Origin of the sequence: Paraburkholderia sp. A1BS-2L (assembly GCF_051125205.1) — a bacterium.
Taxonomy (GTDB): domain Bacteria; phylum Pseudomonadota; class Gammaproteobacteria; order Burkholderiales; family Burkholderiaceae; genus Paraburkholderia.
Map to the genome: position 1 here is coordinate 2,810,651 of NZ_CP120428.1, position 19,747 is coordinate 2,830,397.

Genomic DNA, 19,747 nt, shown 5'->3' on the forward strand with positions numbered 1-19,747 from the left:
CATGATGCTCATGATCGACAACTACGATTCGTTTACCTACAACATCGTCCAGTACTTCGGCGAGCTTGGCGAAGACGTCCGCACGTACCGCAACGACGAAATCACCATCGACGAGATCAGGAAGCTCAACCCCGAGCGCATCTGCCTGTCGCCCGGACCGAGCAACCCGCAGCACGCAGGCATCACGCTCGACGTGCTGCGCGAATTCGCGGGCAAGACGCCGATTCTCGGCGTGTGCCTCGGCCACCAGGCCATCGGCGAAGCATTCGGCGGGCGCGTCGTGCGTGCGAAGACCATCATGCACGGCAAGGTGAGCCAGATCGAAACCGACTGCAAAGGCGTATTCGCCGACCTGCCGAAGCACTTCAACGTGACGCGCTACCACTCGCTCGCGATCGAGCGCGAGTCGCTGCCCGACTGCCTCGAAGTGTCGGCCTGGACCGACGACGGCGAAATCATGGGCGTGCGTCATCGCGAGCTTGCCGTGGAAGGCGTGCAGTTCCATCCTGAGTCGATCCTCTCGGAGCACGGCCATGCCCTCTTCGAGAATTTCCTGAAACAGACCAAGAGCGCTTGACCCGGAGGCGACCATCATGATTACCCCGCAGGAAGCGCTGCAACGCACGATCGAGCATCGCGAGATTTTCCACGACGAGATGCTCCACCTCATGCGCCTCATCATGCGCGGCGAGCTTTCGCCCGTGCTTTCGGCCGCCATCATCACCGGCCTGCGCGTGAAGAAGGAAACCATCGGCGAGATCGCTGCAGCCGCCACGGTCATGCGCGAATTCGCGAATCACGTCGAGGTGCAGGACAACTCGAACTTCATCGATATCGTCGGCACCGGCGGCGATGGTTCGCACACCTTCAATATTTCCACGGCCTCGATGTTCGTCGTGGCGGCGGCGGGCGCGAAGGTTGCCAAGCACGGCAACCGCGGCGTGTCGAGCAAGTCGGGCAGCGCGGACGTGCTCGAAGCGCTCGGAGTGAACATCGACCTGCAGCCTGACCAGGTGGCCGCGTCGATCGCCGAAACGGGCATGGGCTTCATGTTCGCGCCCAACCATCATCCGGCGATGAAGAACATCGCCGCCGTGCGCCGCGAACTGGGCGTGCGCACGATCTTCAACATCCTCGGGCCGCTCACGAATCCGGCCGGCGCGCCCAATCAGCTGATGGGCGTGTTTCACCCGGACCTCGTCGGCATCCAGGTGCGCGTGATGCAGCGTCTGGGCGCCAAGCACGTGCTCGTGGTGTACGGCAAGGACGGCATGGACGAAGTCTCGCTCGGCGCGGCCACGCTCGTGGGCGAACTGAAGGACGGCGAGATTCGCGAGTACGAGATCCACCCCGAAGACTTCGGCATGCAGATGGTCTCGAACCGCTCGCTCAAGGTGGAAAACGCCGACGAATCGAAGGCCATGCTGCTTGGCGCGCTCTCGAACGAGCCTGGCACGGCGCGCGAGATCGTCACGCTCAATGCGGGAACGGCGCTCTATTCGGCCAACGTCGTGAGTTCGATCGCCGACGGCATCGCGCTCGCGCGCGAAACCCTCGCCAGCGGCCGCGCCCGCGCGAAGGTCGACGAACTGGTACGCTTCACGCAACAGTTCAAACGCTGATCCATCACTGTTTTTGCCCGAACATCATGAGCGACATCCTCGAAAAAATCATTGCGGTGAAGCGCGAAGAAGTGCGCGCCGCCGAGCAGAGCGCACCGCTCGAAGAACTGCGTCTGGAGGCGAGCGCGCGCGATCTTCGCGACTTCGTCGGCGCCCTGCGCGCGAAGCACGCTAACGGCCTGGCCGCCGTGATCGCCGAAGTGAAAAAGGCGAGTCCCTCGAAGGGCGTGCTGCGCGAAAACTTCCAGCCCGCCGAAATCGCGCGCTCTTACGCAGAAGGCGGTGCGGCGTGCCTTTCCGTGCTCACCGATGTGCAATTCTTCCAGGGCAGCGTGGCGTATCTGGAAGCCGCGCGCGCCGCGTGCAACCTGCCGGTGCTGCGCAAGGATTTCATCGTCGACCCGTATCAGGTCGTCGAAGCGCGCGCGATGGGCGCCGATGCGATCCTGCTGATCGCCGCCGCGCTCGAGCCCGGCCAGATGCGCGATCTCGAAGCGCTCGCGCATTCGCTGGGCCTCGCGGTGCTCGTCGAAGTGCACGATCGCGAAGAGCTCGAACACGCGCTCACGCTGAAGACGCCGCTCATCGGCATCAACAACCGCAATCTGCGCACCTTCGAGACCACGCTGCAAACCACCATCGGCATGCTCGACGATGTGCCTGAAGACCGCATCGTCGTGACCGAGTCGGGCATTCTCTCGCGTGCCGATGTCGAGAAGATGCGCGAGCTTTCGGTGCATACGTTCCTCGTGGGCGAGGCGTTCATGCGCGCGGAACATCCCGGCGCGGAACTTGCACGCATGTTCTTCTGATTGCGTCCAGGCAAAATTCAGGCAACAAACAGGTAACCAGCGACGATGGCCATCGAACGCGAAATCAAGCTCGCGCTGCCGCGCGACCAGGTGGACGCGGCGCGGCGTCTCTTCGAGGCGCGCGCCGGCGCACCAGGCCGCGTGGTGCGGCTGGAGAACATCTACTTCGACACGCCGTCGCTCGTGCTCGCGCGCGCGAAAAGCGCGCTGCGGCTGCGCCGCGCGCCCGAAGGCTGGCTCCAGACGTTCAAGACTGTGGGCGTGGCGCAAAACGGCCTCCATGCGCGGCATGAGTGGGAAATGCCGGTGGCGGGCGAAGCGCTCGAGATCGACAAGTTGCTGCGCGAGTGCGACGAAGCGGGCGTATCGACGGCGCTCTCCGACGCGGCGGCGAATCTGATCTCTCTCTTTCGCACCGATTTCACGCGTACGCTGTGGACCTTGCAAGTCGATGGCACACAGGTGGAAGCGGCCATCGATCAGGGCGAGGTCACGGCGAACGTGAACGGCGAAACGCGCCACACGCCCATCTGCGAAATCGAGCTGGAACTGAAGGACGGCGACGAAGCCGCGTTGCACACGCTTGCTGCAGAGCTGGCGAAGGTGCTGCCGGGACTCGCGCCCGACGATATCAGCAAGGCCCAGCGCGGCTACAAGTTGCGCGAAGGCTGAGGCGCGTACGCGGGGCGGCGCGCGACGCCGCCGAATCTCCGCGAATTCATCGCGACTTCATCGCGACTTCATCGCTGTTAGTTGCAACACGAACCTCCGAGCCTGCCGCCAGGCCTTTCACACGTCGAGCCGGATTGAATCGCAGCGCGATTCTTGCGACACTTGCCGCCCATGACCTCCACGAAACACACGCGCGCCGTGGCGCCGGTGCAAACCTCGCTGTTCGACGACACGCCGCCCGCAGCGGCATTGGCCACGCTCGACGAAACATCCGCGCCCGAAGTCGACCCGCGCCAGATCACGATCTTCTCGCTCTTCGACGACGACGAATTCCCCGCACCCGCACCAGCAACAGCGCCCATGCCCGCCAGCCACTCCCCCGCCACGCCCACCGGCAACCCGCCATCGAACGCCGCGATCGCGCGTCTCGAAGACCAGTTCGCCGCGCTGCCCGCGGCCTGGCGCGAGCTGCTCGCGCCGTTCATCGAAAGCGATGCGTACGCGCCGCTGTGCCGTTTCGTCGACGACGAACGCGCCGCCGGCAAGACCGTCTATCCCGCCGATGTGTTTCGCGCGTTGCGCCTCACCTCGCCCGACGAAGTGAAAGTGGTCATTCTCGGCCAGGACCCCTACCACGGCGACGACCGCGGCACGCCGCAAGCGCACGGCCTTGCGTTCTCGGTGCCGCCTGCGGTGCGCACCCCGCCCTCGCTGCGCAACATCTTCAAGGAGATCGCGGCGAGCCTCGGCATCGAGGCGCCCGCTCACGGCTGTCTCGATGCATGGGCGCGCCAGGGCGTGCTGCTGCTCAACACGGTGCTCACTGTCGAGCGCGCGAACGCCGCGAGCCACGCGAAGCGCGGCTGGGAGCGCTGCACCGACACGCTGATCCGCGAGATCGCCGCACGCCACGAACATCTCGTGTTCATGCTGTGGGGCGCGCACGCGCAGAACAAGCGCGCGCTCCTCGGCGCGGGCGAGCATTGCGTGCTGGAAGCGCCGCATCCGTCGCCACTTTCGGCGCATCGCGGCTTCCTCGGCTGCGGACATTTCGCGCAAGCCAACGCCTACCTGAGCGCGCACGGCCGCACGCCGATCGACTGGCGCTTGCCGGACACGGCTGAAGTGCTCGCCTGAAGCAGCAAAGCACGCCGCACGCACAATGGAAAACGCCACGAAGCGCGCTTCGTGGCGTTTTTGCTTGACCGCATGCGATACGGCGCCATGAAGCACCGCATCGTCATCGCTTCACAGCAGCCGCTCAGGCCGCCGCGATCGCTTCACGTGCGCTGGCGAGCGCTGCGCCGGCGGCGTCCGGGCCCATGTTCAGGCCTTCGGCGTAGATGAAGCTCACGTCGGTCATGCCGAGGAAACCGAGGAACGACTTGAGGTACGGCGTCTGGCTGTCGTTCGGCGTGCCGTGGTACTTGCCGCCACGTGCCGAAACCACGTACACCTTCTTTCCCGTGACGAGGCCCACGGGGCCGTTCGCGGTGTATTGGAACGTGATGCCTGCGCGTGCAATCCAGTCGAAGTAGGTCTTCAGTTGCGACGAAATGCCGAAGTTGTACATCGGCGCGCCAATCACGATGACGTCCGCGGCTTGCAGTTCGGCGATCAGCGCTTCGCTGCGCGCGGCGATGGCTTGCTGCTCCGGCGTACGCTGCTCGGCCGGCGTGAAGAACGCGCCGAGCACGGCGTCGTCGAGGTGCGGCAGCGGTTCGGCTTGCAGGTTGCGCGCGACGACCTTCGCACCCGGGTTCGATTGCTGGAGCTTGTTCGTCAACTCGTTGACGAGCAGCGTCGACTGGGCGCCTTGCGAGCGGGCGGCGGAATTGATTTGCAGGATGGTGGTCATGGTGACTCCTTCGGGTGTCGGTTGCGCAACGTTGCGCGAGTGAAGGCATTGTGTTTTTTTGCCGCGCCCCGAAAAAGTAGTCCGCCGATGACGGATTGTTGCAGCGATAGAACAATCCCGAAAACCCAAAAAGAAAGGCGACGGGGCCGGATCGCCTTGTCGCCTTCCTTTTCGAAGCAGGCCGGGCGCCCGCTCCCTGTCCGTTCAAGCCGCTATTGCGGCCTCCATTCAGGCCGCCAGCCAGCGCTCGCGCAGCGCGCGCGGCGCCGGACGCTTGTCGGTGACCGTGAGCTTGTAGCGCGCGATCTCGGGTGCGTCGAGCGTCAGGCGCGCAACGCGCAGCTCATCGCGGCGGAACGCGTGGATTTCCACCTTGGCGCCCGGCTGGTAGCGTGCGAGCAGCGTGTCGAGATTCGCGCCCGTGACGCGCAGGCCGTCGAGCGCCACGAGCGCGTCGCCGGCCGAAAGCCCGGCCTTTTGCGCCGCGCCGCCTTCGTAGACGACCGCGAGCGTGGCCTCGGCGCTGCCGCGCAAGCGCGCGCCCAGCGATGGCTTCGCGTGACGCTCGGGCTCGCCATCGAGCGTCACGCCCAGCCCCTCGAATAGCGCGGCGAGCGGAAAGTCGCGCGTGCCGCGCACGGCGTCGGCGAATAGGCCGCCGAGCTCCACGCCCGTTGCTTCAGCGATCAGCGCCTCGACGTCGTCCTCGCCCACGCCCACCGGTTTGCCGCGATAGAAGTCGCGGCCGTAGCGTTGCCACAGAAGGCGCATCACATCGTCGAGCGACTTGCGTCCGCTGGTTTCCGTGCGGATGGCGAGATCGAACGCGAGCGCCACCAGCGAGCCCTTGGTGTAGTAGCTCACGATCGCATTCGATGCGTTCTCGTCCTGGCGGTAGTACTTGATCCACGCGTCGAACGAGCTTTCGGCCACGCTCTGCTTCAGGCGCCCCGCGCCACGCAGCACGCCGCCGACGGTCTTGCCAAGGAGGCCGAAATATTCATCGACGGAAATGAGGCCGCTGCGCACCAGCATCAGGTCGTCGTAGTAGGAGGTGAAGCCTTCGAAAAGCCACAGCAGCGAGGTGTAGTCCTCGCGCGTGAGATCGTACGGCGCGAACTTGGCGGGCTTGATGCGCTTCACGTTCCACGTGTGGAAGTACTCGTGGCTGCACAGGCCCAGATAGGTCCGGTAGCCCTCGGACATCTCGGCCTTGCCCTTGACGGGCAGATCGGTGCGGTTGCAGATGAGCGCCGTGGACGCGCGGTGCTCGAGCCCGCCATAGCCGTCGCTCACGGCCTGCGTCATGAACACGTAGCGCTCCATCGGCGCGCGCTTCGTGCGCGGCTCGAACAGCGCGATCTGCGCCTCGCAGATCTTCTTCAGGTCGGCGGAGAGGCGTTCGGTGTCGAGCGCCACCACGCGGCCCGCAATCACGATGTCGTGCGGCACGCCATGCGCCTTGAAGCTCGCGAGCGTGAATTCGCCCAGCGTGACAGGGTGATCGATCAGCTCGTCGTAGCCCGACGCCGTGTATTCGCCAAAGCCGTAGCGCTTGGTCCCGCGCGCCTCCGGGAGCGCAGTGGCGACGCGCCAGTGGCGATACGCGTGGCCGTCGGGACGCTGGATGTCGACCACGTGCTGCGCGCCTTCATGGCCGCGCGCCGCGAGAAACACACTCGTGCCGTTGAAAAAGCCGACCGTATCGTCGAGGTGCGCGGCCCGCACCGACAGATCCCAAGCATAGACTTCGTAGCGCAGCGTGAGCGCACCCTTCACGGGCGCCGCCTGCCACGTGTGCTTGTCGGTCTTGCCGATGCGCACCTTGCGGCCCGCGTCATTGGTCGCGCGCATCGTGACGATGTTGCGCGCGAACTCGCGCACCATGTAGCTGCCGGGAATCCACACGGGCAGCATGAAGCACTGGCCGTCCGGCGCGGGATCCTCGATGGTGAGCGTCACTTCGAACAGGTGCGCGGCGGGGTTCTTCGGGACGATGGTGTATCGGATCGGCTTCATCGGCGGGAACAGTGACGGATTCGGTTAGCGATCGCAGTGATTGCAGCGAGCGCCGCGCGGCGGGCTCGCACGCGGCAACCACAGGCACGCGAAAAAAACAGTGGGCAAAAAAGGCACCGGCCGCAAAAGCGGCCGGCGGATTCGGTCAGGGCTTCAGCGCGCGGCGCCGAGAGCGCTTTCGAGCCGGTCGGCGCTGACCGCTCCCGGCAGGCGGGTGCCGTCTGCGAGGATCACGGTGGGCGTGCCGGTCACGTTCATCTTTGCGCCGAGCTTGAGATTGCTGTCGATAGCCGCGGTGTTGCAAGTGCCCGCTGCGGTGGGCGCCTTACGGTCGACCATCCACGACTCCCACGCCTTCGCACGGTCGGTCGAGCACCAGATCGACTTCGACTTCGCCGTGGAGTCTTCGGACAGCACGGGGTACAGGAAGGTGTAGACCGTCACGTTGTCGATCGACTTGAGCGTGCTTTCGAGCTGATGGCAGTACGGGCAGTTCGGATCGGAGAACACCGCGATCTGGCGCTTGCCGTTGCCCTTCACGACCTTCACCGCGTTCTCGAGCGGCAGCTTCGAGAAGTCGACCTTGTTGAGCTCGGCAAGGCGCGCTTCGGTGAGATTGCGGCGCGCCTTGGTATCGACGAGGTCGCCCGTGAGCACGTAATCGCCGTTGGCGTCGCTGTAGATGATCTGCGTGCCGAGGTTCACCTCGTAGAGGCCGGCCACCGGCGCCTTGTTGATGCTCTTGATGTCGCCGCCGTCCACGCCGAGGCGCGATTGCAGCGTGGCCTTGATTTTGTCGGTGGTCTGGTCGGCCTGCGCCGAGCAGCCGAGCACCGAAATGGCCGCCGCGAGTGCAAACGCGGCAATGCGGATAGGCTTTTGCATGTGATGCTTTCCTGATTCTGGGATGCTTCGCGCAAGTGGCGCACGAAGCGTTCCGGATGAAATTCGATCCCGACATGGCCCGTGGCCAGAGACCTTTATTCTAAGCTGCCCGGCGCGGGAGCAAGCGAAATACCCGCGGGAGCACCGCCGGCGGGCGTTCGCGATGCCGCAACGCTCAACCGAGCGCCGACGCCACCAGCCAGCGCTTGACGAGCGGCTGCGCGCCGACGAACGCCATCCCCGTGTTGCGCAACGCGCGAGCGAGCGTGCCGGGCACCGAAAAGAGCCGCTGCAGGCCATCGGTGGCGATCACGAGCTTCTGGATATCTTCGCGGCGGCCGCGCTCGTAGCGGCGCAGCAGCACGAGGTCGCCGAGGTCGCGGAATGCTTCTTTTTTCGCGATGACGTCGACGAGCGCCGCCACGTCGCGCAGCCCCAGGTTCACGCCCTGGCCCGCGAGCGGGTGAATCAGGTGCGCGGCGTCGCCAACCAGCGCGACACGCGGCGCGACCAGGCGATCGACGGTCTGCAGGGCGAGCGGGAAGCCGCGCGCGGGCGTCACGCATTCGAGCGCGCCGTGCAGCCGCTGCGTCACGCGCTCGACTTCGGCGGCAAGCTGTTGAGGATCGAGCTTGAGCAGTTCATCGGCGTGCTCCGTTTGCGCCGACCAGACCAGCGAAACATGCTGGTCCGGCAACGGCAGCAGCGCGACGATCTCGCCGTCCCGGAACCATTGGTAAGCACATTCGCCATGCGGGCGTTCCGCGCGGAAGTTGGCGACCACGCCAGTCTGCCGGTAATCGCGCCGCTCGACCTTCGAGCCGATCTGCGCACGCACCCACGAATGGGCGCCATCGGCGCCCACGGCGAGATCGGCCTCGATCGTGCGGCCATTCGCAAGACCGATCACGGCCGCGTCGGGCGTCACGTCGAGCGTCTGCGCACGCGAGTCGATCCACGTGAGATTGGGCTGGAAATGGAGCGCCGCATCGAGTGCGCGCTCCACCAGCGACGACTCCGCGATCCACGCGAGTTGCGCGACCGACGCCTGGTATGCGGAAAAATGCAGTTCCGCGGCGGCGTCGCCGAACACGCGCATGTCGTAGACCGGCGTGAGGCGTGCGGCATCGACCGCCTGCCAGACCCGCAGCCGCTCGAACAGCGCATGCGAGCTGCGCGAGAAAGCATAGACGCGCGCATCGAAAACGGCGCCGGCGGGCAGCGGTGCGCACGGCTGCGCGAGCAGCGCCACGCGCAAGCCCCCTTGGGTCAGCGCGAGCGCCGCCGCCTTGCCGACGAGCCCGCCGCCAATCACGGCGACGTCAAAGGTCTGGTTGGTCGAATTCATCCGCGCATTATAGCCGCGGGGGGTAATCTGACAGGGCCGGATGGGCAGTCGATTGCGCCGTGAATTGCGGCGTGGCAAGGGCGCGGTGCGGCGTCGCAGCGGTTGTCGGAGAGGTGTCGCGGCACGGCCCCGACTCGACCCGCCTTGCCGATATCCAAACCACTGCCTAGTTGCCCATCTGGCGGGGCCGACCCCGAGGGATGAAACAGATTTTCGTGTGAAGTGGGCCAGCGTAGTATGTGGACGCGGCGGTGATCGAGGTCGGCTCTTGCCTGGTGCCCTGAGCCCGTTGCCTAGTTGGACCCGCAGTCCTGCGCGCACCCCGAATTGTGACCGCGGGCGAGGTTTGCCCCGAAGCACGATTGCTAGAGTTCGATAACGAGGACTGCTGCTGCCGCCAACCATCCGGCAGGAGTTCCCATGGACATTCTTCATCCCCGCTGTGCGGGCCTGGACGTGCACAAGGACACGATTGTGGCCAGCGTGCGGTGCGTCTCGGCACCCGAACACCATGAAGTACGCAGCTTTGCCAGTACAACCAGCGGCCTGCTCGCGCTCTCGGACTGGCTGGGCAAACATTCAGTGACGCATGTCGCCATGGAGGCAACGGGGGTGTACTGGAAACCAGTCTGGCACATTCTCGAAGCGCACTTCGAGCTGGTACTGGCCAACGCACAGCACATCCGCAACGTGCCCGGACGCAAGACCGACGTCAATGACGCCATGTGGATCGCCGACCTGCTGGCACACGGACTCATTCGCGCAAGCTTTGTGCCGCCGGTGGCCACCCAGGAGCTGCGGGATCTCACCCGCACGCGCAAGCAGCTGGTGCGCGAGGTCGCCCAACACAGCCTGCGCATCCAGAAAGTACTCGAAGATGCCAACCTCAAGCTGGGCAGTGTGCTGTCAAACGTACTCGGCGCCAGCGGGCGGAACATGCTGTCGGCCATCATCGCGGGCGAGGCCGACCCCGGACGCTTGGCCGCACTGGCTCCAGGCCGCGCCCGCAGGAAAACATCCGAACTCCGCGAGGCGCTGCGCGGACGCATTACTGCGCATCACCGGACCCTGCTCAAGCTGCATCTCGATGTGATCAATGCGCTTGAGCACACGCTCGCCGAGCTGGATGCCGAAGTGGGAAAAGCCCTGGCGCCAATCCGGCAATGTGTGCGCCTGCTCACCACGATGCCGGGGATATAAAGTGGACCCCGAGTTTGAGACGGTAGTTTAAGCTGTCGTCCGCGAAAGGATGGCAGAGAATGAGCGAAGGAAAAAAACGCAGGGTGCACACGCCGGAATTCAAGGCGAAGGTCGGCTTGGAGGCGGTACGCGGGGTGAAGACGGTCAGCGAAATTGCGCAGACATATGGAGTGCATCCGGTACTGGTCGGGCAGTGGAAGAAGGAGATTCTGGAGAAGGCAGGCGCCCTGTTCGAGGTCAAGCGCGGCCCCAAGCCGGTGGACGAGAACAGCAGCGAGGACCGGTTATACGGCGAGATCGGGCGACTGAAGATGGAAGTGGACTGGCTTAAAAAAAAGTTGGGGGAGTAAGCAAGGAGAAGCGCCTGGCCTGGATCGAGCACGGTGATGTCCGGCTGCCGCTGACGCGCCAGTGTGAACTGGCGGCCGTGCCACGCGCCACGGTGTACCGACGACTGGACGCGGCATTGCGGCAGGCCCGTAAGGACGAGGAAGACCTGAAGCTGCGCGCGCTGATCGACGAGGAATACACGCATCGCCCGTTCTACGGCTCCCGGCGCATGGTGGTGTTTTTGCGTGGTCGCGGCTGGCGCGTTAATCGCAAGCGTGTGCAACGGCTGATGCGCGAGATGAGCCTGGCGGGCATGGCCCCGGGGCCGGCGACGAGTCAGCCCCACCCGCAGCACAAGGTTTATCCCTACCTGCTGCGCGGGGTGGCGGTAACGCGGCCCAATCAGGTGTGGTCCACGGACCTCACGTATATCCGGCTGGCACGCGGCTTCGCCTACCTGGTCGCGGTCATCGACTGGTACTCGCGGCGGGTGCTGTCCTGGCGCGTGAGCAACAGCATGGACGCCTCATTTTGTGTGGACTGCCTGGAAGATGCGCTGCGCGAGCATGGCAAGCCCGATGTGTTCAACAGCGATCAAGGCGCCCAGTTCACCAGCGATGCCTTCACGGCCGTGCTCAAACGCGAGGGCGTGGCGATCAGCATGGACGGACGCGGGCGGGCGTTGGACAACATCTTCGTGGAGCGACTGTGGCGCAACGTGAAGTATGAAGATGTGTATCTGAAGGGCTACGCCAACATGGGCGAGCTGATGGTGGGATTGGCACAATATTTTGCATTCTACAACGCCGAACGCCCGCACCAGTCGCTGGGATACGCAACTCCGGATCAGGTCTATCGCCTGGGTGTCGGTGGCGGCGCCCTGATCGTCGATAAATATGGCCACACGGATGAAGGGCCGGGAAAGGAATGCAGGACGGGGCAGCGCCGGGCAGCTGTGCAGTTGGACGCGATTACAGCTTAAATCAAGCAGAAAAGTGTCTTGACTGACGGGTCCACTTTAATAAGTGACGTGACGGCCCAGGTGATCCTGGCTGAGGTCGGTGCCGACATGACACGTTTACCCGATGCACCCCACCTGATCTCCTGGGCCGGCCTGTGTCCCCGTAACGACGAAAGTGCCGGCAAGCGCCGCAGCACGCGGGTACGCAAGGGCGGCACCTGGCTCAAGACCTCGCTGGTGAGCGCCGCATGGGCCGCGGTGCGCGTCCAAAACAGTTATCTGCACGCGCAGTTCCTGCGCATCAAGGCCCGACGTGGCCCCAAAAAGGCAATCCTGGCGGTTGCCGCCTCCATGCTCACAGCTGCCTGACACATGCTGCGCGATGGCGTCGAGTATGCCGACCTCGGCCGCGATTACTTCTCCCGACACGACACCACCAAGACCATTCAGCGCCTGCTCAAACGCCTCGATGATCTCGGCTGTCACCTGCAACCAGAAGTCCCTGCATCATGAGAGTTTCTTGCTAGGCTTCATCCACTGAGCGCCGCCCGCACCTTGCCACGGAGAGACAAACACCATGCTGACCCAAAAGACGAAGGACATCGTCAAGGCCACCGCACCGGTTTTGGCCGATCACGGCTACGACATCATCACGCGCTTCTATAAGCGCCTGTTCGAAGCCCATCCGGAGCTGAAGAACGTGTTCAACATGGCGCACCAGGAACAGGGCCAGCAGCAGCAGGCGCTGGCCCGCGCGGTCTACGCCTATGCGGAGAACATCGAAGACCCCGGCAGCCTCGCGGCCGTGCTGAAGAACATCGCCAACAAGCACGCGAGTCTCGGCGTGAGGCCCGAGCACTACCCCATCGTCGGGGAGCACCTGCTGGCCGCGATCAAGGACGTGCTGGGCGCCGCCGCCACCGACGACATCATTTCCGCCTGGGCGCAGGCCTACGGCAATCTCGCCGACGTGCTGATGGGCCTCGAAAGCGAGCTCTACGAACGCTCCTCCGGCCAGCTGGGCGGGTGGACCGGCTGGCGCACCTTCGTCGTGCGCGAAAAGCGCCCCGAAAGCAGCGTGATCACCTCGTTCATCCTCGAACCCACCGATGGCCAGCCGGTCGTGAATTTCGAGCCCGGCCAGTACGTCAGCGTCGCCGTGACCGTGCCGTCCCTGGGCTTGCAGCAGATTCGCCAGTACAGCCTCTCGGACATGCCGAACGGGCACAGCTACCGCATCTCGGTGAAGCGCGAAAGCGGCGACCCCAATCCTCCGGGCTATGTCTCGTGCCTGCTTCACGATCACGTCAATGTCGGAGACGAGATCAAACTGGCCGCGCCCTACGGCAGCTTCCATATCGACGTGAACGCGAAGACGCCGATCGTGCTGATCAGCGGCGGCGTTGGATTGACGCCGATGATCAGCATGCTCAAGCGTGCGATCCAGGACCCGCAACGGCGCGTGGTGTTCGTGCACGGCGCGCGCAACAGCGGCGTGCACGCGATGCGCGACCGGCTGCGCGAAGCTGCCAGAACCTATGCCAATTTCAGCCTGATCGTGTTCTACGACAACCCGCTGCCGCAGGACGCCGCGGGCCGGGACTTCGATCATGCGGGGTTCGTGGACGTCAAGACGATCAAGGACGCGATCCTGCTGCCGGACGCCGATTACTACATCTGCGGGCCGATCCCGTTCATGCGGATGCAGCACGACGCGCTCAAGGAGCTGGGCGTCCGCGAAGCCCGGATCCACTATGAAGTGTTCGGCCCGGACCTCTTCGCCGAATGAGCGCACGGCTTTTGGGGAAGCGTTTGCCTGGTGTTCGCCCGGCCTTTGCCGGCAGCCAAAGCCCGTCGGCGCTTCCCATGCGAGCGCGCCAATCAACGCCCGCGAACGGGTTACAATTGCCACTTTTCGAGCTCAAAGTCCGCGCAAAATCGCCGGTCCGCCACCGGACGCGTACGCTTTGACTCGTCCCCGAATTCACCTTGCGGCTGTCGCGTTCCGGCCCTCGCCGGACAGCAAACACTACGACGACCTGCCGTAACCAACTGATTCAAAAAAAGGTTTTCCATGAGCCTCAAATGCGGCATCGTCGGCTTGCCTAACGTCGGCAAGTCCACTCTGTTCAACGCGCTGACCAAGGCCGGCATCGCGGCTGAAAACTACCCGTTCTGCACGATCGAGCCCAACGTCGGCGTGGTCGAAGTGCCGGATCCGCGCCTGAAGGCGCTCTCCGAGATCGTCAAGCCCGAGCGCGTGGTGCCGGCCGTGGTCGAATTCGTCGACATCGCGGGTCTGGTCGCCGGCGCGAGCAAAGGCGAAGGCCTCGGCAACCAGTTCCTCGCGAACATCCGCGAAACGGACGCCATCACGCACGTCGTGCGCTGCTTCGAGGACGAAAACGTGATCCACGTCGCGGGCAAGGTCGATCCGCTCGCCGACATCGAAGTCATCAACACCGAGCTCGCGCTCGCCGACCTCGGCACCGTCGAAAAGGCGCTCACGCGCTACTCGAAGGCCGCCAAGTCGGGCAACGACAAGGAAGCGGCGAAGCTCGTGGCCGTGCTGGAAAAGGTCCGCGCGCAGCTCGACCAGGCGAAGCCCGTGCGCGCGCTCGACCTGAACGAGGACGAACAGGCGCTGCTCAAGCCGTTCTGCCTGATCACCGCGAAGAAGACCATGTACGTCGCGAACGTGAAGGACGACGGCTTCGAGAACAATCCGTATCTGGAGGCCGTGCGCAAGCACGCCGAAGCCGAAGGCTCGCCGGTGGTGGCCGTGTGCGCCGCGATCGAAGCCGAAATCGCCGACCTGGAAGACGAAGACAAGGCCGCGTTCCTCGCCGACATGGGCATGGACGAGCCGGGCCTCGACCGCGTGATCCGCGCGGGCTTCAAGCTGCTCGGCCTGCAGACGTACTTCACGGCGGGCGTGAAGGAAGTGCGCGCGTGGACTATCCATGTGGGCGACACCGCGCCGCAGGCGGCCGGCGTGATCCATACCGACTTCGAGCGCGGCTTCATCCGCGCGCAGACCATCGCGTTCAACGACTTCATCCAGTACAAAGGCGAAACCGGCGCGAAGGAAGCCGGCAAGATGCGCGCCGAAGGCAAGGAATATGTCGTGCACGACGGCGACGTGATGAATTTCCTGTTCAACGTCTAAGCGCCGGTCAAGCACAAGGCCCCTTTTCCCGTTTCCAAAGACACTCCCATGGCCCAATACGTCTTCACCATGAACCGGGTCGGCAAGATCGTGCCGCCCAAGCGCCAGATCCTGAAGGACATCTCGCTGTCGTTCTTCCCCGGCGCGAAAATTGGCCTGCTCGGCCTGAACGGCTCGGGCAAGTCCACGCTCATCAAGATCATGGCCGGCGTCGACAAGGACATCGAAGGCGAAGCCACGCCGATGCCCAACCTCAACATCGGCTATCTGCCGCAGGAGCCGCAGCTCGATCCGGAAAAGACCGTGCGCGAAGCGGTCGAGGAAGGTCTGGGCGACGTGTTCAACGCGCAGAAGAAGCTCGACGAGATCTACGCCGCCTACGCGGAGCCGGACGCCGACTTCGACGCGCTCGCCGCCGAGCAGGCGAAGTACGAGGCGATCCTCGCGACCACCGACGGCAGCGCGGAGCAGCAGATCGAAATCGCCGCCGACGCACTGCGCCTGCCGGCATGGGACGCGAAGATCGGCAATCTCTCGGGCGGCGAGAAGCGCCGCGTGGCGCTGTGCAAGCTGCTGCTCGAAAAGCCCGACATGCTGCTGCTCGACGAGCCGACCAACCACCTCGACGCCGAATCGGTCGAATGGCTCGAGCAGTTCCTCACGCGCTTCCCCGGCACCGTGGTCGCCGTGACCCACGACCGCTACTTCCTCGACAACGCCGCCGAGTGGATTCTCGAGCTCGACCGCGGCCACGGCATTCCCTGGAAGGGCAACTACTCGAGCTGGCTCGACCAGAAGGAAGAGCGCCTGAAGCAGGAAGAAGCGTCGGAATCGGCGCGCCAGAAGGCCATCAAGAAGGAACTGGAGTGGGTGCGCCAGAACCCCAAGGGCCGTCAGGCGAAGTCGAAGGCGCGTATCGCGCGTTTCGAGGAACTGTCGAGCGCGGATTACCAGAAGCGCAACGAAACGCAGGAAATCTTCATTCCGGCGGGCGAGCGTCTGGGCAACGAAGTCATCGAGTTCAAGAACGTCAGCAAATCTTACGGCGACCGGCTGCTCATCGATAACCTCAGCTTCAAGATTCCGGCAGGCGCGATCGTCGGCATCATCGGGCCGAACGGCGCCGGCAAGTCGACGCTGTTCCGCATGCTCACGGGCAAGGAGCAGCCGGATTCGGGAGAAATCGTGCAAGGCCCGACCGTCAAGCTCGCCTACGTGGACCAGAGCCGCGACGCGCTGGCTTCCGACAAGACCGTGTTCGAGGAAATCTCGGGTGGCGCGGACGTGCTCACGGTGGGCAAGTACGAAACGCCGTCGCGCGCCTACATCGGCCGCTTCAACTTCAAGGGCGGCGACCAGCAGAAGATCGTCGGCAACCTCTCGGGTGGCGAGCGCGGCCGTCTGCATCTCGCGAAGACGCTGATTTCGGGCGGCAACGTCCTGCTGCTCGACGAACCGTCGAACGACCTCGACGTCGAAACGCTGCGCGCGCTCGAAGACGCCTTGCTCGAATTCGCGGGCTCGGTGATGGTGATCTCGCACGATCGCTGGTTCCTCGACCGTATCGCCACGCACATCCTCGCGTTCGAAGGCGACTCGCAGGTCACCTTCTTCGACGGCAACTATCAGGAGTACGAGGCCGACAAGATCAAGCGCCTCGGCGAAGAGGCGGCGCGTCCGAAGCGTCTGCGCTACAAGCCGATCAGCCGCTAAGCAGGTCCGGTCGGCGCAAGCATTTCAACGCCGCCCTCCTGAAAACGCAAACGGCAGCCCTCGGGCTGCCGTTTTTGCTGGTGCGCGAGCAACCAGACTCCATCAGACCTAATCGGACTCAATCAGACCGGCAGGCCGAGTTCGCGCAGCTTCGCGTCGGTGGTCGAGCTGCTCGTGTGATGCACGCCGTGCCAGCCAAGCGCGGTGGCGGCCTCGATGTTGTGCGCATTGTCGTCGATGAAGACGAGTTCGCCGGCCGTTACGCCCGGCAACTGCACCTCGATGCGGCGGAACATTTCGTGGAAGATCGCCGGATCGGGCTTCACGAGCTTCACGCGCCCCGAGACGACGATATCGCGGCAGCGCCGCAGAATGCCGAAGCGCTCCCACGCCCACGGAAACGTCTCCGCCGACCAGTTCGTGAGCCCGAAGATCGGCACGTTGGCCGCTTCCAGCCGCTCGAAGGTCGCCACGCCGCCTTCGAGCAGCCCGCCGATCATCTCGTGCCAGCGCTCATAGAACGCGCGAATGAGCGCTTCGTGCCCCGGAAATCGCGCGACGAGCGCTTCGGTGCCTGCGGCGATCGGCTCGCCGCCGTCCTGGCGCACCACCCAGTCCATCGCGCAAACGTGGGTGAGAAACCAGCGGCGTTCGTCATCGTCGGGAATCAGCTTGCGGTATAGATACTCGGGGCTCCAGTCCACCAGCACCCCGCCGAAGTCGAACACCACTGCCTTGATTGCCATGCCTTTGCGCTCCGGGTTGAATTCCGCGTGATTTCCGCCTGACTTCCACGTGATGGTGTCGCCGATCAGATCGGCTGCGTGCGCCTTTCGAGCCACGCGAGCGCGTCGCCCGAAACATGCGGCGCGATGCGCGCGCGCACCGTTTGGTGATATGCGTTGAGCCACTCGCGCTCGTCATCGCGCAGGAGCGTGAGGTCGATGCAGCGCGTGTCGATCGGGCACAGCGTGAGCGTTTCGAACTTCAGGAAATCGCCGAATTCGGTGGTCCCGGCGCTCTGGTTCAAGACGAGGTTCTCGATGCGCACGCCCCACTTGCCCGGCCGGTAGAGGCCCGGCTCGACCGAGGTGATCATGCCTTCCTCCATCGCGGTCCACGGCTCGGCCGGCGCGTAGTGCGAGATGACCTGCGGGCCTTCGTGCACGTTCAGGAAATAGCCCACGCCGTGGCCCGTGCCGTGGCCGTAGTCGGCGCCCGCTTCCCAGATCGGCGCGCGCGCGATCGCGTCGAGCATCGGCGAGCGGATGCCGCGCGGAAACTGCGCGCGCGAGAGCGCCATCGTGCCCTTGAGCACGATCGTGAAGTCGCGCTTTTGCTCGGCGCTCGGCGTGCCGATGGGCACCACGCGCGTGATGTCAGTCGTGCCATCCAGGTACTGGCCGCCCGAGTCGATCAGGAGCAGGCCGTTGCCTTCGATCACGCTGTGCGACTCGGGCGTGGCGCGGTAGTGCGGCATCGCGCCGTTTGCGTTGAAGCCCGCAATCGTGGCGAACGAGAGCGAAACGAAGCCCGGCCGGCGCTGACGCGCGGCGGTGAGCTTTTCGTCGATGGTGAGCTCGGTGATGGTCTCGCGGCCCAGCGCCGCCTCGAACCACGCGAAGAATTCGGCGAGCGCGGCGCCGTCCTGCTCCATCGTCGCGCGCACGTGCTCGGCTTCGGCGGCGGTCTTGCGCGACTTGAAGAACGTACTCGGGTTGATCGCCTCCACGCGCTTCACTGCCGAGGACACCGCCTGCAGCAGCCCGAACGTCACGCGGCGCGGGTCGATCAGCAACGATTCGCCCGCGGGCAGCGCCGCCAGCGCATCGGCGGCGTGCGCGTAGGGCGCGACGCGCACGTTGTCGCGCGCGAGCGATTGTGCGAGCTCGGCCGGCACCTTGCCATCGGCGACGAACAGCGTCGCCCGATCGGGCCCGATCAGCGCGTGCGCGACGAACACGGGGTTGTAGTTCACGTCGGCGCCGCGCAGGTTGAAGAGCCACGCGAGGTCATCGAGCGTCGAAATGAAATGCCACTGCGCGCCCTTGTCCTGCATCGCGGCGCGCACCTGAGCGAGCTTGCCCGCGCGCTGCGCGTCCGCATGCGGCGCGACGTGCTCGTAGACCGGTTCTAGCGGCAGCGAAGGACGACCGCTCCAGACAGCGTCGAGCAGGTCGAGATCGGTGCGCAGCTTCACGCCGCGTGCGTCGAGCGCTTCGGCCAGCGCGCGCGCCGACGCCACGCCAAGCACCGCGCCGTCCACCGCGACCGTGCCGCCAGCCGGCACGGTCTGCGCGAGCCAGTCGATGTGCGGCGCGCTCTGTTGGCCGCCCATCATCTTCATGAGCTGGATGCCCGTGCCCGCGAGTTGCTGCTCGGCTTGCACCCAGTAGCGGCTGTCCACCCACACGCCCGCGAAATCCTTCGTCACAACGAGCGTGCCCACCGAACCCGTGAAGCCCGAGAGCCATTCGCGCCCCTGCCAGCGGCGCGGCAGGTATTCGGAGAGGTGCGGGTCAGCGGACGGCACCAGCGCGGCGTCGACGCCCGCGCTCGCCATCGCGGCGCGCAGTGCGGCGATGCGTTCGGGAATCGTGGACGTTTCGGGAAGTCGGGCGTTCATGTTTTTCACCTGCGAGTAAGAGAAGCGCGCCTTGTGAGAGCGCTCTATTGCGAAGACGGTGGGTCATTCTGGCGGGTATTTCGGCTTGGTACGACCTTGATGCTCCGTTAGCGACGGATGAGCGGCAGGTTAGCGCCGCGCGCGCAGCGCGACCAGCCCAGCCACAAGGACAACCGCGACAGCCGTGCAAACCGGCCATTCGAGCAGTTCGCCATCATAGAAGAGTCCGGTGGCGCGCCCCGCCGCCTTCGCCAGCGCGGCGCCCGCGAGCGCCGCCGCGACGGCGAGTGCGAGCCCGCTGCCCGAGGGCCCGGACACCCGCCGCAGCGGATGCAAAAACCACCCCGCGAAGCCGACGACAAGACTGAGCACGACGATGCCTGCCCAGCCCATCAGAGCCCAATCCTAAGAATTTTCAGAAGAGTCCGATAGGACAGTGACGACGCGGCGGATAGCATTCTTGTGCCTCATTAACAACAGTATTTTTACTGGAAACGGTCGACTCGGCGCTTCCCGCGTAGCGGTTGAGTGT

Annotated in this window: 16 protein-coding genes and 2 pseudogenes; 11 read left to right on the top strand and 7 right to left on the bottom strand. The window is 65.0% G+C overall.

Annotated features, from left to right (window positions below):
- The first annotated feature begins 1 nt into the window (after position 1).
- From P5W98_RS12755 to P5W98_RS12775, 5 genes are all read left to right on the top strand, one after another.
- On the top strand, positions 2–577 hold the full coding sequence (locus tag P5W98_RS12755; RefSeq protein ID WP_421024837.1) for an aminodeoxychorismate/anthranilate synthase component II: 576 nt from the start codon (positions 2–4) through the stop codon (positions 575–577).
- A gap of 13 nt (positions 578–590) precedes the next feature.
- Positions 591–1,622 (top strand): anthranilate phosphoribosyltransferase, encoded by a 1,032-nt coding sequence (gene trpD / locus P5W98_RS12760; protein WP_421025276.1) that lies wholly within the window; start codon positions 591–593, stop codon positions 1,620–1,622.
- Between the two features lie 26 nt (positions 1,623–1,648).
- Positions 1,649–2,434 (top strand): indole-3-glycerol phosphate synthase TrpC, encoded by a 786-nt coding sequence (gene trpC, locus P5W98_RS12765; protein WP_421024838.1) that lies wholly within the window; start codon positions 1,649–1,651, stop codon positions 2,432–2,434.
- Positions 2,435–2,479: 45 nt separating this feature from the next.
- On the top strand, positions 2,480–3,106 hold the full coding sequence (locus tag P5W98_RS12770; RefSeq protein WP_421024839.1) for a CYTH domain-containing protein: 627 nt from the start codon (positions 2,480–2,482) through the stop codon (positions 3,104–3,106).
- Between the two features lie 171 nt (positions 3,107–3,277).
- Complete coding sequence (locus P5W98_RS12775) at positions 3,278–4,243, top strand: uracil-DNA glycosylase (protein WP_421024840.1); 966 nt, start codon at positions 3,278–3,280, stop codon at positions 4,241–4,243.
- Positions 4,244–4,367: 124 nt separating this feature from the next.
- On the opposite strand, the gene P5W98_RS12780 is transcribed toward P5W98_RS12775, so the two are convergent.
- The 4 genes from P5W98_RS12780 to P5W98_RS12795 form a co-directional block, all read right to left on the bottom strand.
- Complete coding sequence (locus P5W98_RS12780) at positions 4,368–4,964, bottom strand: FMN-dependent NADH-azoreductase (protein WP_421024841.1); 597 nt, start codon at positions 4,962–4,964, stop codon at positions 4,368–4,370.
- Positions 4,965–5,192: 228 nt separating this feature from the next.
- Positions 5,193–6,983 (bottom strand): M61 family metallopeptidase, encoded by a 1,791-nt coding sequence (locus P5W98_RS12785; RefSeq protein ID WP_421024842.1) that lies wholly within the window; start codon positions 6,981–6,983, stop codon positions 5,193–5,195.
- 153 nt (positions 6,984–7,136) lie between these two features.
- On the bottom strand, positions 7,137–7,868 hold the full coding sequence (locus P5W98_RS12790; RefSeq protein WP_421024843.1) for a DsbC family protein: 732 nt from the start codon (positions 7,866–7,868) through the stop codon (positions 7,137–7,139).
- 175 nt (positions 7,869–8,043) lie between these two features.
- Positions 8,044–9,216 (bottom strand): UbiH/UbiF family hydroxylase, encoded by a 1,173-nt coding sequence (locus P5W98_RS12795; protein ID WP_421024844.1) that lies wholly within the window; start codon positions 9,214–9,216, stop codon positions 8,044–8,046.
- Positions 9,217–9,636: 420 nt separating this feature from the next.
- On the opposite strand from P5W98_RS12795, the pseudogene P5W98_RS12800 reads away from it, so the two are divergent.
- From P5W98_RS12800 to ettA, 6 genes and pseudogenes are all read left to right on the top strand, one after another.
- Positions 9,637–10,413: pseudogene (locus P5W98_RS12800) on the top strand (IS110 family transposase); the annotation flags it as partial.
- A gap of 62 nt (positions 10,414–10,475) precedes the next feature.
- Positions 10,476–11,728, top strand: a protein-coding gene (locus P5W98_RS12805) for an IS3 family transposase (protein WP_421024845.1) whose coding sequence is annotated in 2 segments (ribosomal slippage) — positions 10,476–10,761 and positions 10,761–11,728 — 1,254 coding nt in all. Because the reading frame shifts where the segments join, the coding sequence is not laid out codon by codon here.
- A gap of 42 nt (positions 11,729–11,770) precedes the next feature.
- A pseudogene (locus P5W98_RS12810) lies at positions 11,771–12,220 on the top strand (transposase); the annotation flags it as partial.
- A gap of 64 nt (positions 12,221–12,284) precedes the next feature.
- A complete protein-coding gene (gene hmpA / locus P5W98_RS12815) occupies positions 12,285–13,496 on the top strand; it encodes an NO-inducible flavohemoprotein (protein ID WP_421024848.1) in 1,212 nt (403 codons plus the stop codon).
- 285 nt (positions 13,497–13,781) lie between these two features.
- Positions 13,782–14,876, top strand: a complete 1,095-nt coding sequence (gene ychF / locus P5W98_RS12820) for a redox-regulated ATPase YchF (protein WP_421024849.1) — start codon at positions 13,782–13,784, stop codon at positions 14,874–14,876.
- Between the two features lie 48 nt (positions 14,877–14,924).
- Positions 14,925–16,589: an energy-dependent translational throttle protein EttA gene (ettA, locus tag P5W98_RS12825; protein ID WP_421024850.1), complete on the top strand. Its 1,665-nt coding sequence runs from the start codon at positions 14,925–14,927 to the stop codon at positions 16,587–16,589.
- Between the two features lie 122 nt (positions 16,590–16,711).
- Here ettA and P5W98_RS12830 read toward each other — a convergent pair whose 3' ends face one another.
- The 3 genes from P5W98_RS12830 to P5W98_RS12840 form a co-directional block, all read right to left on the bottom strand.
- On the bottom strand, positions 16,712–17,335 hold the full coding sequence (locus P5W98_RS12830) for an HAD family hydrolase (protein WP_421024851.1): 624 nt from the start codon (positions 17,333–17,335) through the stop codon (positions 16,712–16,714).
- Between the two features lie 65 nt (positions 17,336–17,400).
- Entirely contained in the window at positions 17,401–19,215 is a 1,815-nt protein-coding gene (locus tag P5W98_RS12835) for an aminopeptidase P family protein (RefSeq protein WP_421024852.1), read from the bottom strand.
- A 129-nt stretch (positions 19,216–19,344) separates the two neighbouring features.
- Entirely contained in the window at positions 19,345–19,608 is a 264-nt protein-coding gene (locus P5W98_RS12840) for a hypothetical protein (RefSeq protein ID WP_421024853.1), read from the bottom strand.
- Between the last annotated feature and the right edge of the window lie 139 nt (positions 19,609–19,747).

Bases quoted from the DNA above. Each gene is read 5' to 3' on its own strand.
- ychF (WP_421024849.1), top strand. From the start codon at position 13,782: ATGAGCCTCAAATGCGGCATCGTCGGCTTGCCTAACGTCGGCAAGTCC.
- P5W98_RS12755 (WP_421024837.1), top strand. From the start codon at position 2: ATGATGCTCATGATCGACAACTACGATTCGTTTACCTACAACATCGTC.
- P5W98_RS12830 (WP_421024851.1), bottom strand. From the start codon at position 17,335: ATGGCAATCAAGGCAGTGGTGTTCGACTTCGGCGGGGTGCTGGTGGAC.
- P5W98_RS12795 (WP_421024844.1), bottom strand. From the start codon at position 9,216: ATGAATTCGACCAACCAGACCTTTGACGTCGCCGTGATTGGCGGCGGG.
- hmpA (WP_421024848.1), top strand. From the start codon at position 12,285: ATGCTGACCCAAAAGACGAAGGACATCGTCAAGGCCACCGCACCGGTT.
- P5W98_RS12770 (WP_421024839.1), top strand. From the start codon at position 2,480: ATGGCCATCGAACGCGAAATCAAGCTCGCGCTGCCGCGCGACCAGGTG.
- trpC (WP_421024838.1), top strand. From the start codon at position 1,649: ATGAGCGACATCCTCGAAAAAATCATTGCGGTGAAGCGCGAAGAAGTG.
- ettA (WP_421024850.1), top strand. From the start codon at position 14,925: ATGGCCCAATACGTCTTCACCATGAACCGGGTCGGCAAGATCGTGCCG.
- P5W98_RS12780 (WP_421024841.1), bottom strand. From the start codon at position 4,964: ATGACCACCATCCTGCAAATCAATTCCGCCGCCCGCTCGCAAGGCGCC.
- P5W98_RS12835 (WP_421024852.1), bottom strand. From the start codon at position 19,215: ATGAACGCCCGACTTCCCGAAACGTCCACGATTCCCGAACGCATCGCC.
- P5W98_RS12790 (WP_421024843.1), bottom strand. From the start codon at position 7,868: ATGCAAAAGCCTATCCGCATTGCCGCGTTTGCACTCGCGGCGGCCATT.
- P5W98_RS12775 (WP_421024840.1), top strand. From the start codon at position 3,278: ATGACCTCCACGAAACACACGCGCGCCGTGGCGCCGGTGCAAACCTCG.
- P5W98_RS12785 (WP_421024842.1), bottom strand. From the start codon at position 6,983: ATGAAGCCGATCCGATACACCATCGTCCCGAAGAACCCCGCCGCGCAC.
- P5W98_RS12840 (WP_421024853.1), bottom strand. From the start codon at position 19,608: ATGGGCTGGGCAGGCATCGTCGTGCTCAGTCTTGTCGTCGGCTTCGCG.